Source organism: Anoxybacillus sp. CHMUD, assembly GCF_013096965.1.
Lineage (GTDB): Bacteria > Bacillota > Bacilli > Bacillales > Anoxybacillaceae > Anoxybacillus > Anoxybacillus kestanbolensis_A.
In genome coordinates this window covers 121,546-135,190 of record NZ_SDLG01000005.1, presented here as the reverse complement: position 1 = coordinate 135,190, position 13,645 = coordinate 121,546, and the positions used below count along the sequence as shown (strand labels likewise).

The following is a 13,645-nucleotide window of genomic DNA, read 5'->3' as shown; positions in this document are numbered from 1 at the left end:
AAAGAAAGGGGAATGATGATGGGGGAATATGTGAAAATAGGTCGTCTACAGGTAGCTGATATTTTTTATGATTTTATGACAAATGAAGTGTTGCCGAATAGTGGGGTAGATACAAATAAGTTTTGGGGCGATTTTGAACAGCTTATCGTCGAATTAACGCCGAAAAATAAAGCGTTGCTTGCGAAGCGCGATGAATTACAAGAAAAGATCAATGAATGGCATAAGCAACATCGCGGACAGTTTGATTTTGAACAATATAAATCGTTTTTACAGGAAATCGGCTATTTAGAGCCGGAAGTCGAGGACTTTGAAATTACGACAGAAAATGTCGATGATGAAATTACTAAACAAGCGGGGCCACAACTTGTTGTTCCGGTTACAAACGCACGTTACGCGCTCAATGCAGCCAATGCCCGTTGGGGAAGTTTGTACGATGCGTTGTATGGAACAGATGTCATTAGTGAAGAAGATGGTGCAGAGCGCATAAAGGGATACAATCCGGTGCGCGGTGAGAAAGTCATTGCTTATGTGCGTGAATTTTTAGATGAAACGGTACCGCTTCGTGGGTATTCGCATAAAGATGCTGTGCAATACGCTGTCGTAAATGGTACATTAACTGTCACCGTAAAAGATGGACAAACGACAACGTTACAACATGAGGAAAAATTTGTCGGATATCAAGGTTCGCCAACACAACCATCCGCTATTTTATTAAAAAACAACGGTCTACATATTGAAATACAAATTGATCGTACTCATCCAATTGGACAGACGGATCCAGCAGGTATTAAGGACGTTTATTTAGAGTCAGCTTTAACAACGATTATGGATTGTGAAGATTCCGTTGCCGCAGTAGACGCGGAAGATAAAGTGCTTGTATATCGCAATTTGCTCGGCTTAGTTCGTGGTGACTTAACGGCGAGCTTTACAAAAGGAAACAAAACCGTTACGCGCGAATTAAATCCAGATCGTGTATATACAACGCCAAGCGGCGAAACGCTCAACTTGCCAGGACGCTCACTTATGTTTGTACGCAACGTCGGACATTTAATGACAAACAATACAATTTTGCTTGAAAACGGAGAAGAAGTGTATGAAGGCATTTTAGATGCGGTTGTGACGACGTTAATTATGAAGCATTCGCTTCTTGGTAATGGAAAATACGTCAATTCAAGAAAAGGTTCCATTTATATTGTAAAGCCGAAAATGCACGGTTCAGAAGAAGTAGCATTTGCGAACGAATTATTTGATCGTGTGGAAGATATGCTCGGTCTTGAACGAAACACGATTAAAATTGGTGTAATGGATGAAGAACGACGGACAACGTTGAATTTAAAAAATTGTATTTATCAAGTAAGAGATCGAATTGTTTTTATTAATACAGGCTTTTTAGATCGCACAGGAGATGAAATTCATACGTCCATGGAAGCGGGTCCGATGATTCGGAAAAACGAAATGAAATCATCGACATGGCTGCAAAGCTATGAAAAATCAAACGTTAGTGTGGGATTGGCGACAGGCTTTCAAGGACGCGCTCAAATTGGTAAAGGCATGTGGGCAATGCCTGATATGATGGCCGAAATGTTAAAACAAAAAATTGCTCATCCGCAAGCAGGAGCGAATACAGCGTGGGTGCCGTCCCCAACAGCAGCGACGTTACATGCACTCCATTATCATAAGGTCGACGTATTTGCAGTGCAAGATGAGTTGAGAAAACATATGAAAAATTATCGTGACGACATATTACAAATTCCTGTCGCGATTCATCCACGATGGACACCAGAGGAAATTCAACAAGAGTTGGATAACAACGCACAAGGTATTCTTGGTTACGTCGTTCGTTGGATTGATCAAGGGATTGGATGTTCGAAAGTACCGGATATTCATAACATCGGTCTCATGGAAGATCGTGCAACGTTGCGCATTTCAAGTCAACATATTGCCAACTGGTTGCATCATGGCATTTGTACGAAAGAACAAGTACTTGAAACGCTAAAGCGAATGGCGAAAGTTGTTGATGAACAAAATGCAGACGACCCAGCATATCGGCCAATGTCGGTTGATTATGACAATTCAGTTGCTTTCCAAGCTGCGTGCGATCTTGTTTTTAAAGGCTATGAGCAACCAAACGGCTATACGGAGCCAATCTTACATCGTCGTCGTTTAGAAGCAAAAGCAAAATATGCACATGTAAAACAATAGTAAGATGGAGGGCATTCTATACGAGTGCCCTCGTTATTATGTTAAAGGTGGGAAACGTAATGAGGGAAGATTCGTTTGTGAAATCAGTCAGCCGAGCATTGCAAATTGTCGATATGGTAAGCAACTATCGTCATGGCGTAGGGGTAACGGAAATTGCTAAGCAAATTGGCATTCATAAAAGCTCGGTGTATCGGTTATTATCAACGCTTGTTGAGCATGGGTATATCGAACAAGATGAAGAAACAGAGCGTTATAAACTTGGCTATAAATTTTTAGAAATGAGCTCGAAGTTGTTGGAATCGATTGATTTGCGTAAAGAAGCAAAGCCGTATTTACGTGAGTTAGAACAAATGACGAACGAAGTGGTGCATCTTGTTGTGTACGATCAAGGTGAGGTGATTTATATTGAAAAATTGGACGGAAATGAAACGTTGCGCATGCATTCGAAAGTTGGAAAGCGAGCACCGATGCATTGTACGGCTGTCGGGAAAGCGATTTTAGCGCACTTACCAAAGCACGTTGTCATGGACATTTTAGAAAGAAAAGGATTACCGCCACATACAGATTATACGATTACAGAGCGAGAGGTGTTGTTTCATGAACTTGAATGTGTTCGAAAACGCGGTTATGCGCTTGATTTAGAGGAAAACGAGTACGGCATCCGTTGTATAGCTGTGCCTATTTTTGATCACACAAAGCAAGTTGTTGCAGCAGTCAGTGTGTCTGGGCCGACGATTCGTATGACGGATGAACGACTAGAACAACTTCGCATACAAATGAAAGCGATTGGAAAACAAATTTCTGAGCGGCTTGGGTATATTGATAAATGACGTATACGTGCGGTCTCCAACTATAGTATAATAGTAAGAAAGCGAAGTTTAAGGAGGCCACTTTATGGCACAACGTGTTGTGAAAACAACCTACTTGCTTGGGCTTTTGTTTCTCGTTTCAGCACTTGTTTATTTTTTTGCTTCGAATTGGCCGGAGCTTGGACGGTTGACGAAAGTCGGGATTGGTGCTGGGTTTATGATTTTGTTTTATAGCCTGAGCGCCACGGTTTTTCGCCATCATTTTTTTAGTAAATGGTTGCTTATTTTTGGGGCGATTACGTTCGGGATTTGTGTTGCATTAATTGGGCAAGTGTATAATTCACACGCTGATAGCTTTTTGTTGTTTTTTATTTGGTTTATTCCTACTGCTATTTTGGCATGGCTTACTCGCGGTCGATTTCTCTCTATATTCAGCTTCGGATTGCTGCAGCTTACATTTTGGTTTTACTATTTTCCGTCTTCGTATCAAATTGAACGTGGAGAATGGCAGTCGTTTTTTATTTTATTGCTTTTTGCTGTAATAAATGGAATGATTGCACTTCTTGGGCGCTCATCCATCTTGTCTGTTCTATCGTATTTCGCGATGCATAGTTGGCTATTTGTTGTATTTGTTCAAGGAATTTCCATGGATCGGTTTCATTTTTGGCCATACGTACATGCTTTTATGTTTGTGTTGTTTTTAATATATGTAAAAAAACAACCGTATTTTATATGTACTGTGTTGTTCACAGGTATGTTTTGGATCGTGCAATATTTTCGCTTTGTTGAGCGACATTTTGGGGGTAATTGGTATATATTTGGGCTTGTATTAGCTGCTATCATCGTTTATATAGGCATTTATGTACTTCGCTCGATGAAAAGGCGAAGCAACGGAAAAGTAGAAAAAGTTTTCCTTGTCGCTTTTCAAATTATTGTCACAGGGGTTGCTTCAGTCATTGCGATTGGAAGTATTATGCAGTTATTATCGTTTTGGTTTGATGTGTTTTCTCCTTATTGGTTGTTTAGTATATCTGTTTTTTTATTTGTTGTTCCTGGGCTGTTATGGAAAAGATGGAACGATGTTGTTCGTTACACGTTGCTTGCGATTGGATATATGCTCGGTGCGTTTAGCGTAACAGAGATTTCCTTTATCGTAATCAGTGTATATATCGCTGGATTATTTATTGTTTCATGGCGTATGCCAGCAGGTGTGCGAACGATGACGAATATCGCTGTTTCGCTTTATTTCGCCATGATGATGCTTGATGAATGGAGCGACATTCGTTTCACGTTATTTGCTGTATTTGTTTTTTACGGCATTATTTATTGGGTTACAAAACATACGTATGAGCGACTCGTGTTCCTCATTTTTTCATTCACTTCGTTTCTGTTATTGACGAGTGCTGATTTAGTTGAGATGGATTGGATGTATGTTGTATGGAACGTACTGTTTCTTTGCTTTGTTGCCTTTGTTCTCTTTTTCCGTACAAATGAAAAGGAACAATCGATTGCTTGGTTATATACTTTTTTGTTTTTGATTCTAAAGTATTATGAGTGGGTTTGCAGTTTATTGCATAAATCCATGACGTTAGCGATTGTTGGGGTATGTTTATTGATCGTTGCTTCGGTCGTACAAAAAAGAAAAGCGATTTCGTTTTCTTTTACAAAGCAAAAATGGTTGCCGCTTTTTGTTGTCATGATTTTGCAAAGTGCTTTTATCATCTATGTGACGTTTGATAAAGAACAACATCTTCAATATGGTCAACAAATTAAATTACAGCTTGAACCAATTGATCCACGTTCGCTTATCCAAGGGGATTATGTACGCCTTCAATACAATATTTCGACGATTGAAGGAGTGAATGAGTGGGGAAAAGTGCAAGTCATTTTACGAAAGGATGAAGCGGGAATTCATCGATTAGTTGGCATTTATTCATTAAATGGAAAAAAACGAAATGGGGATATGTATCAAGAAGGGGATGTATTAGTAAACGGAAATATATATGGAGATACGATCATTTATGGAATTGAAACGTATTTTGTCCCTGAAAAAACAGGGGGAGACATACAACAGCGCGCTCACTTTGCATATGTACGCGTGAGTAAGACAGGAGATGCGTTGTTAGAGAAAGTGTCTGAACAATGAGCATAACACCGCCGCCTCGTATGAAGACGGCGGTGTTTTTGATAGTTCGCTTCAAAGCAGCAAGGAAATTTTACTTCCCGATAAACATTTGTGTCCAGTAATTCCCATTTCCATCAAATCCAACACCGATATGTGTAAAGTTTCGATTTAAAATGTTGGCGCGGTGTCCTGCGCTGTTCATCCATGCGTTGACAACCTCTTGTGGTGTCCGTTGCCCTTTTGCGATGTTTTCCCCTGCTGTCCGATAAGAAACGCCAAAATCGCGCATCATATCAAATGGGGAGCCATATGTTGGGCTTGTATGCGAGAAATAATTATTTTTTCGCATATCTTCCGATTTTTTCTGAGCGACAGAGCTAAGTTGGGCATCAGCACGTAAGGCTGGAAGTCCTGCCCGAGCACGTTCTCTATTTGTCAAATCAATGACTTGTTGTGCATATTGGCTAATACTTGTTGTCGGTGTTGTCTGTCTTGGTTGCTGCTGAGCTGGTTGTTGTGTTTGTCTGTTCGGTTGTGCCGGCGTTACCTGATTCGGACGTTGATACGCGTTTGGTGCTGGCGTATAAGGTCTTGGTTGCATATACATTCTTTGCTGTTCCATCAACGATCGTTCAATTTGTGTGCGCAGATTGGCTGCGTCTTTCGGATCGATTGGAACAAATTTATAACGAGCTTCTTGAATCAATATCGCTTTTGTATGAGGATATTGATCGCTAGACAGCGTTGTATGCAAAGCAGAAATGTTTGAACGATTGTTCATATCCATTGCGTTGTTACAGCCAACAATGGCAAGTAAACTTAAGGCGGCAATAGATTTTGTCAACTTTGCTATCATTTGCTCATCCCTCCTTGGCATATTTCATCGTCATGCACCGTTAGTTTTTACAGTGATGAGGCAAACTAAAGATGGGAATGGTTGAGAAATGTTTTTTCCTCTTTTTGTTTTTTAAAAATGACAAGATTGTGACAGACAAAATGATATTTACTTTAAATTGAACACAATCTGTAAGCGCTTTAATATAAAGCTATAGTAAGACCAAATAAACAAAGGAGGAGAAAACATGGAAGATCAAACAGGTTTTCGTGTGAAAGTGCAACGTTTTGGCAGTTATTTAAGCGGAATGATTATGCCAAACATTGGGGCATTTATTGCGTGGGGAATTATTACTGCATTATTCATCCCAACAGGTTGGTTGCCAAATGAAACATTCGCTAAATTAGTTGGCCCAATGATTACGTATTTATTGCCATTATTAATCGGTTATACAGGCGGAAAAATGATTTATGACGTTCGCGGTGGTGTCGTCGGTGCAACCGCAACGATGGGGGTTATTGTCGGTTCAGACATTCCAATGTTTTTAGGGGCCATGATCATGGGTCCACTTGGAGGATATGCAATCAAACAGTTTGACAAGCTATTCCACGGAAAAGTCAAACAAGGTTTTGAAATGTTAGTGAACAACTTTTCAGCAGGTATTATTGGTGGATTGCTCACATTAGTCGCTTTTAAAGGGATTGGTCCAATTGTTTTAGGATTGAACAAAACGTTAGCAGCAGGTGTAGAAACAATTGTTAACGCAAAGTTGTTACCTTTAGCAAACATTTTTATTGAGCCAGCAAAAGTATTGTTTTTAAACAATGCGATTAATCACGGTATTTTAAGTCCTCTCGGTATTGAGCAAGCAGCGAAAACAGGAAAATCGATTTTATTCCTACTTGAAACAAACCCAGGTCCAGGTCTTGGTATTTTACTTGCGTACTGGTTATTCGGAAAAGGAATGGCGAAACAATCAGCACCAGGTGCAGTCATCATTCATTTCCTTGGAGGAATTCACGAAATTTATTTCCCTTACATTTTAATGCGTCCAGTATTAATTTTGGCGGCAATTGCCGGTGGTGTGAGCGGAGTATTTACATTTACATTATTTAATGCAGGTCTTGTGGCTGTGCCATCGCCAGGAAGTATTTTCGCATTACTTGCTATGACACCGCGTGGTCATTACTTAGGCGTGCTTGCTGGGGTAGTCGTTGCGGCTGCTGTTTCTTTCTTAGTCGCATCTTTCTTCTTAAAAACATCGAAACAAGAAGAAGGTGATTTAGAACAAGCAACAGAACAAATGCAACAGCTGAAAGGGAAGAAAAGCAGTGTTGCTTCGGCATTAAATACAGCAGCACCAAAACAAGTGAAAAAAATTGTTTTTGCTTGTGATGCAGGAATGGGATCGAGTGCAATGGGTGCTTCCATTATGAGAAACAAAGTGCAAAAAGCTGGACTTGATATTGAAGTAACAAATACAGCAATTAATCAATTGCCAGCGGATGCAGATGTTGTAATAACACATCAAAACTTGACAGATCGTGCAAAAGAAAAGCTACCAAATGCATATCACGTATCTGTAGAAAACTTCTTAAATAGTCCAAAATACGATGAGTTAATCGAAATGTTAAAAAGTGAATAACAAATAAACAAAAAGGTAAGTGACTAGCTTACCTTTTTGTTTCATATTTAAAAAATGTCAACATTCCGTACGACGAAAAAGCACTTTCTATTTGTTGTGATACAAAAAAATTAGCGATAAAATTTTCTTGAAAAAACATATACTTTTTAAAATTTGTCAACAATCGTTGCTGGCCAAGGAGGTGGGTGTATGTATATATCAGCAAGAGAAAGAAAAATATTGGATTTTTTATTGTTGCATCCAAAAGGAGTTACAGTGGGGGAAATAGCTAAGCAATTAGATGTTAGTGAACGAACCGTTCATCGCGATTTAAAAGGTGTTGAACAAGTCATTGAAGCGTACGACTTACAACTAATCAAAAAAGCAGGTGTTGGAATTCAAATTGTCGGTGACGAAGACAAAAAGCATCAATTGCAAATGTATTTGTTCCGTTTATCACATACGGAATATACGCCAGAAGAGCGGCAAACGATGATTTTAATTGCTTTGTTAGAATCAGGTGAGCCTGTGAAATTAATTTCTCTTGCAAATGATTTAAACGTCACTGTCGCCACGATCAGCAACGATTTAGACAAAATTGAAGAAAAAGTGAAAAAACATAGTCTTTCCCTCGTTCGAAAAAGAGGGTATGGAGTAGAAATTTGCGGCTCTGAGGCGGCAAAGCGTAAAATGATGAGTGAACTGTTATTTGATCATTTCGATGAGTCGCAGTTTTTCTCTTTCATGAAAGAATCGATTCAAAAAAAATCAACGGATTTGGTCAATACAGTAACGGAAAAGCTACTCGGACTTGTTGACAAGAAAAAACTGTTTATGATTGAACGACAAATTGAAGCGATGAAAGATGATCTCCCATTTACGATTGCTGATAGTTCGTATATTGCGCTCGTCATTCACCTTGCGCTGGCGATTGAGCGCATTATGCAAGGGGAAGCGATTCATTTTGATGCCCAACATTTGCAAACCATTAGCATGACAAAAGAGTATGAAACGGCAGAAAAAATCGCCAAAAGACTAGAGGAAGTGTTTCATCTTGTCATTCCTAAAGAAGAAATTGGTTACATTACGATGCATTTAATGGGTGCAAAATTACGGACTCGTCGCGGATATATGTTAGAGGAAGCGAGTTTAGAAATTGCAATGAAGACGCAAGAACTCATACGTTTTGTGAGCGAGCAAATAGGAGTCGATTTAACAGACGACTATCCGTTGTACGAAGATTTAATCGTTCATTTAAAGCCAGCTTTATATCGCATCCAGCATCATATGGGCATTACAAATCCATTGCTTCATAAAATTATGGAAGATTATAGTGAATTGTTTCATGTTGTGCAACGAGGTGTGCGCTACGTATTCTCGGACATGACAGTGCCTGAGGAAGAAGTTGGATATTTAGTTCTTCATTTTGCATCGGCGCTACTACGTGACAAGCAAGGAATTCGTGCGCTCGTTATTTGTTCAAGCGGAATCGGAACCGCGAAAATATTAGCCACTCGTTTAAAAAAAGAAATTCCAGATATTTCGCATATTGAACAAAAGTCTTTTTTTGATGTTCAACGTGTAGATGTGCATGAGTATGATTTAATCGTATCGACAGTCCCGATTCATACGTCGCAGCCATATTTTCTAGTTAATCCGATGTTGCCAGAAGAAGACGTTGCTACGATTCGCCAGTTTTTAAAAACGAAAGCGTTTTCTATCCGTTCCCAAAAAGTAAATTCATCGAAGAAAGGGATTGAAAACATTCGTTCGATTCATGTCGTGAGTGAGACGATTGTTCAGTTATTAAACGGCTTTTCTATGCGGGAGCTATCTTCTTACTCGCTTCAAGACGCATTGATGCATGCGTGCGCACATCTTGAGCAACATGGCGTGATTCGCAGCAAAGAGCGAGTCGTTGAAGAATTGCTACAACGCGAGCAAGTCGGTGGATTAGGAATTCCAAATACGACTTTAGCGCTGTATCACACACGAAGTGAAGATGTGTTACAACCATCTTTTACGATGTATACACTAACACACCCACAAACGATCATCGGTATGGATCAACAGCCGATGGTGCTGAACCGTCTTTTGTTGTTGTTAGCGCCAAAAAATGCACCAGATGATATGCTGCAAGTGCTTAGTCATGTTAGCTCGCTCATCATTAAAGATGAAGAAAGTATGGAATTGTTTTCAAAAGGAAGTAAAGAACAAATTTATGCGTTTTTCAGTGCACAATTAGAAAAATTTTTTTACGAACAAATTCAACAGCACAAGGAGTGAATGATCGTGACAGTATTGAAAAAAGAAAATATTGTACTAGGTGCAGACGTAAAAACGAAAGAAGAAGCGATTCGATTAGCAGGACGTATTTTAGTTGAGCAAGGATACGTAGAGGAATTTTATATTGACAAAATGTTTGAGCGAGAAGCGCTAACCTCAACATATATGGGGAATTTTGTAGCGATTCCGCACGGTACGGAAGATGCAAAAAAACTTGTGAAGCAAGCGGGTTTATCAATTGTTCAAGTGCCGAATGGAGTGGACTTTGGAGAAGGAAATGTTGCGAAAATTTTAATCGGCATCGCAGGGAAAGATAATGAGCATTTAGAAATTTTGTCGAAAGTTGCGATCGTATGTTCGGAAGAAGAAAACATTCAAAAGATGATTTCCGCAACGACAGAAGAAGAAATTTTGCAACTATTAAACGAGGTGAAATAATATGCTAGCTGTTCATTTTGGTGCTGGGAATATTGGGAGAGGATTTATTGGCAGTTTGTTGTCGCAATCAGGGTATAATGTTGTATTTGTTGATGTAAATGAAAAAATTGTACAAGCACTTCAACAAAAAGGTCAATATGAAGTGATCATCGCAGGAGAGACGACAGAAACACAAGTTGTTCGCAGCGTATCCGCGTTGCATAGTCAGCACCAGCAAAATGAAATTATTGATCAAATTGCGCGTGCAGATTTAGTGACGACAGCTGTTGGACCAAATATTTTACCTCTTATTTCACAGACGATTGCGGAAGGATTAAAAAAACGATTAACAGATCGACCTGTTCATATCATCGCTTGCGAAAATATGATCGGTGGTAGCGAACATTTAAAGACATACGTCTGGGAGCATCTATCAGAACAAGAACAAACATCTTTAGAAGATAAATGTGGATTTTTAAACTGTGCGGTTGATCGCATCGTTCCAAACCAAACTCATGAAGATCCGTTAACCGTTGTTGTTGAACCGTTTTTTGAATGGGTGATCGAGACGAAAGAAGTGATTGGAAATATTCCACACATTATTGGGGCGCATTTTGTTGATGATTTACAACCATACATCGAAAGAAAGCTGTTTACTGTCAATACAGGCCATGCGCTCGTTGCTTATTTAGGATACCGGAAAAAATATGAGACGATTCGTCAAGCGATGGAAGATCAAGATATTCTCGCAGACGTGACCAACGCGTTACGTGAATCAGGGCGAGTGCTTGTTCATCAATACGGTTGGAATGAAGCCGAGCATCAAGCATATATTGAAAAAATTGTTCAACGGTTCATCAATCCTTCTATGACAGATGAAGTGACACGAGTGGCTCGTTCGCCAATCCGTAAACTCGGACCGAACGATCGACTCATTCGACCAGCGCTGAAATATTACGAATGCTTTGGAGAAGTTCCTGCATCTTTAACAAAAGGAATTGCGGCGTTGTTGCTATTTGATTATGAAGGGGATGCTGAAGCAGTACAACTTCAACAAACGATCAAAGAAAGCGGAGTAGAGGGGGCGCTCGAAAAATATGCGAAGCTCCCGTCTAATCATCCGATTGTTGTAGAAGTGAAAAAACAAATGCTTTATATGTAGGGGCCATCTTTATAGATGGCTCTTTTTACTTGGACTTTTTTTCAAAAGAGTGCGAACGATTTCGGCGATGACTCCTACAATGATACCGAACGTTGAAATAACAAGAAAGGAAATAATGCTTGTCACATCGCTCCATCCCACGTTCATACAGGTAAACGAAATAAACAAGGCATAAGCGAATCCGATAGTAGAGAAAGAGGAACATATGATGACAAACGTTTTTTTACCGAAAAACCCACTTAATCCGATAATACATGATAAAATAAAGGCAGTGATTCCGAGGCCAATGAATTACTTCAAGCCCAACTCTACACTAAGCAATAAACGAGATGCAATCAACACACAAAAAAAGAGAAAAAATAAAAAAGTGCCAACGCCGTACCACTGTTTCGATCCACTATTAGGAAGTTTCATTATCGCTGTCACTCCTTTGTTATTTTTTATTATACCGCACCGTTTATGTTGTTTAGTAGAGCGATGCAAAATTTCTCTTCTTGCCTATCGTTTTTGTTTACTTCATTGTTACAACAAACGTTAGAAGCAAAAACATACGTGTGCACGTGCGCCTTGATCACGTGCCGTTACAGCTTGATTCGAAACAAATGATGCAAGTGTTGTATAATTTACTCTATAACAGCATCGAAGCCGTCGGAGAAGATGGCACAATTTGCCTATATTCTGATGTAGGTGAAACATACAACATGTACGTATACGACTCTGGAAGCGGAATTCCGAAAGATATGCAGGAGACGATTTTCGAACCATTCATCACGACAAAGTCATCGGGGACAGGCTTGGGGCTGACGATCGTGAAACGAATTATTGAAAACCATGGTGGAACGATTGCACTTCACGACAGTTCAGAGAAAGGAACGACGTTTGTTATTAAGTTACCCGTTCGACGGTAGAAAGAGGTGTCCGTTACGGGCACCTTTTTTATTTCCATATAAAAGGAGGTTAAAAAATTTTTTACGCTCATTACAGCATTTTGTTGTTCTTTCGTCGGCTTATAACTCGCACACGTGTAAACGGATCTCTTGTGGAGCGAAATGTTCAAATTCAGGCTCGTGTAATCGGCTAATCCAAGGGATGATAAGTGGGTAAACGTTTGTAGCACCACGGGCTTGTGATACTTGCTCAGCCATTATAAAATTCAACTATCCACAACAAAAAAGAGGAGCGGGTATATGAGTGCGATTATGTTATTTTTACTAGCTGGTTTTGCCGAAATCGGCGGAGGGTATCTTGTATGGCTTTGGTTGCGAGAAGGGAAACCAACGATGTATGGAATTTTTGGGGGAATATGTTTAACATTATATGGTGTTATTGCAACGTTTCAGTCATTTCCATCGTTCGGGCGAGTGTACGCTGCATATGGTGGGATTTTTATTGTTTTATCACTACTATGGGGATGGTGGATAGATAAAAAAACGCCCGATATGTATGATTGGATTGGTGGGGCGATTTGTTTAATAGGGGTTGGGGTAATGTTATTAGCTCCACGTAGTTAAACTTTAGTTTAATAATAAGGTGCTATATTAATTTGTTAAAAAGTGGTAAAAAATAATTGACAGTCTTCGATTAGACTCTTACAATGATAATAGACGATTAGATTTTTAGAAAATTTGAAAAACAGGTGTTGATGTGTGTTGCTAAAGCAGGCAGGAGGAAGAATCGGTCGCAATGCGATTTTGCTCGCGTTAATGGAAGAGGAAGAGGAACAAGCGGTGCTTGAGCACTTATCGTTATTGCAATGGCGCTACTGCAAAGGAAAAGTTGGAGCCATGGAACTGCAAAAAATTGTAGCCGCCATCGAAACAGCAGCAAAACGAAACGGTGTCGTAAACGGAGAGTTGTACCGTGAAATGCATGCTTTATATCACGCGGTTGTCGAAGCGATGCAAGGGGTTACAAGAGGTCAAGTAGAATTAGGTGATTTCATGCGAACGGTCGGTCTTCGCTTTGCGGTAGTGCGCGGCATGCCATATGAAAACGAAGCAGAAGGCGAATGGATTGCCGTTGCTTTGTACGGAACGATCGGGGCGCCGATTCGCGGGTTAGAGCATGAAACAATCGGATTAGGAATCAATCATATGTAGCCTATAGGTATTTAGTTCAGAAGGAGGCTATCCCACTAAATGGTGGTGTAGCCTCCTTCTTTATTTTATTAAAGGGATGGGGTGTG

General features: G+C 39.8%; 10 protein-coding genes and 2 pseudogenes. 10 read left to right on the top strand and 2 right to left on the bottom strand.

Features of this window, described 5'->3' with window-relative positions; all coding sequences use genetic code 11:
• Positions 1-18 precede the first annotated feature (18 nt).
• The 3 genes from ETB99_RS05305 to ETB99_RS05295 all read left to right on the top strand — a co-directional run bounded on the left by ETB99_RS05305 (position 19) and on the right by ETB99_RS05295 (position 5,157).
• Positions 19-2,202 carry a malate synthase G gene (locus ETB99_RS05305; RefSeq protein WP_171700091.1) on the top strand — a complete coding sequence of 728 codons (2,184 nt, stop codon included), beginning with the start codon at positions 19-21 and terminating at the stop codon, positions 2,200-2,202.
• A gap of 59 nt (positions 2,203-2,261) precedes the next feature.
• Positions 2,262-3,032 carry an IclR family transcriptional regulator gene (locus tag ETB99_RS05300; RefSeq protein WP_164970107.1) on the top strand — a complete coding sequence of 257 codons (771 nt, stop codon included), beginning with the start codon at positions 2,262-2,264 and terminating at the stop codon, positions 3,030-3,032.
• 64 nt (positions 3,033-3,096) lie between these two features.
• Positions 3,097-5,157, top strand: a complete 2,061-nt coding sequence (locus tag ETB99_RS05295; protein WP_171700089.1) for a GDYXXLXY domain-containing protein — start codon at positions 3,097-3,099, stop codon at positions 5,155-5,157.
• 70 nt (positions 5,158-5,227) lie between these two features.
• Here the strand turns inward: ETB99_RS05295 and ETB99_RS05290 are convergent, their stop codons facing one another.
• Positions 5,228-5,992: a CAP domain-containing protein gene (locus ETB99_RS05290; RefSeq protein WP_171700087.1), complete on the bottom strand. Its 765-nt coding sequence runs from the start codon at positions 5,990-5,992 to the stop codon at positions 5,228-5,230.
• A 226-nt stretch (positions 5,993-6,218) separates the two neighbouring features.
• Between ETB99_RS05290 and ETB99_RS05285 the strand changes: the two genes are divergently transcribed.
• The 5 genes and pseudogenes from ETB99_RS05285 to ETB99_RS05265 all read left to right on the top strand — a co-directional run.
• The gene (locus tag ETB99_RS05285; RefSeq protein WP_171700085.1) at positions 6,219-7,616 is read left to right on the top strand and encodes a PTS mannitol transporter subunit IIBC; all 1,398 of its coding nucleotides are present in this window, start codon (positions 6,219-6,221) and stop codon (positions 7,614-7,616) included.
• A gap of 189 nt (positions 7,617-7,805) precedes the next feature.
• Positions 7,806-9,881, top strand: a complete 2,076-nt coding sequence (locus tag ETB99_RS05280) for a BglG family transcription antiterminator (RefSeq protein WP_171700083.1) — start codon at positions 7,806-7,808, stop codon at positions 9,879-9,881.
• Positions 9,882-10,319 (top strand): PTS mannitol transporter subunit IIA, encoded by a 438-nt coding sequence (locus ETB99_RS05275; RefSeq protein ID WP_077428298.1) that lies wholly within the window; start codon positions 9,882-9,884, stop codon positions 10,317-10,319. It begins immediately after the preceding gene.
• A 1-nt stretch (position 10,320) separates the two neighbouring features.
• Positions 10,321-11,460, top strand: coding sequence for a mannitol-1-phosphate 5-dehydrogenase (locus tag ETB99_RS05270; RefSeq protein WP_077428300.1), 1,140 nt, complete (start codon positions 10,321-10,323; stop codon positions 11,458-11,460).
• Positions 11,461-11,976: 516 nt separating this feature from the next.
• Positions 11,977-12,368 (top strand): annotated as a pseudogene (locus tag ETB99_RS05265) (sensor histidine kinase); the annotation flags it as partial.
• A 23-nt stretch (positions 12,369-12,391) separates the two neighbouring features.
• Here the strand turns inward: ETB99_RS05265 and ETB99_RS15285 are convergent.
• Positions 12,392-12,580 (bottom strand): annotated as a pseudogene (locus ETB99_RS15285) (response regulator); the annotation flags it as partial.
• Positions 12,581-12,647: 67 nt separating this feature from the next.
• Between ETB99_RS15285 and ETB99_RS05260 the strand changes: the two are divergent.
• Complete coding sequence (locus tag ETB99_RS05260; RefSeq protein WP_006321906.1) at positions 12,648-12,971, top strand: YnfA family protein; 324 nt, start codon at positions 12,648-12,650, stop codon at positions 12,969-12,971.
• A 138-nt stretch (positions 12,972-13,109) separates the two neighbouring features.
• A complete protein-coding gene (gene hutP / locus ETB99_RS05255) occupies positions 13,110-13,559 on the top strand; it encodes a histidine utilization transcription antiterminator HutP (protein ID WP_077428923.1) in 450 nt (149 codons plus the stop codon).
• Positions 13,560-13,645 lie beyond the last annotated feature (86 nt).

Excerpts from the sequence above, each read along its gene's own strand:
- ETB99_RS05290 (WP_171700087.1), bottom strand. The coding sequence starts at position 5,992 with ATGATAGCAAAGTTGACAAAATCTATTGCCGCCTTAAGTTTACTTGCC.
- ETB99_RS05280 (WP_171700083.1), top strand. The coding sequence starts at position 7,806 with ATGTATATATCAGCAAGAGAAAGAAAAATATTGGATTTTTTATTGTTG.
- ETB99_RS05275 (WP_077428298.1), top strand. The coding sequence starts at position 9,882 with ATGATCGTGACAGTATTGAAAAAAGAAAATATTGTACTAGGTGCAGAC.
- ETB99_RS05270 (WP_077428300.1), top strand. The coding sequence starts at position 10,321 with ATGCTAGCTGTTCATTTTGGTGCTGGGAATATTGGGAGAGGATTTATT.
- ETB99_RS05260 (WP_006321906.1), top strand. The coding sequence starts at position 12,648 with ATGAGTGCGATTATGTTATTTTTACTAGCTGGTTTTGCCGAAATCGGC.
- ETB99_RS05295 (WP_171700089.1), top strand. The coding sequence starts at position 3,097 with ATGGCACAACGTGTTGTGAAAACAACCTACTTGCTTGGGCTTTTGTTT.
- ETB99_RS05300 (WP_164970107.1), top strand. The coding sequence starts at position 2,262 with ATGAGGGAAGATTCGTTTGTGAAATCAGTCAGCCGAGCATTGCAAATT.
- ETB99_RS05285 (WP_171700085.1), top strand. The coding sequence starts at position 6,219 with ATGGAAGATCAAACAGGTTTTCGTGTGAAAGTGCAACGTTTTGGCAGT.
- ETB99_RS05305 (WP_171700091.1), top strand. The coding sequence starts at position 19 with ATGGGGGAATATGTGAAAATAGGTCGTCTACAGGTAGCTGATATTTTT.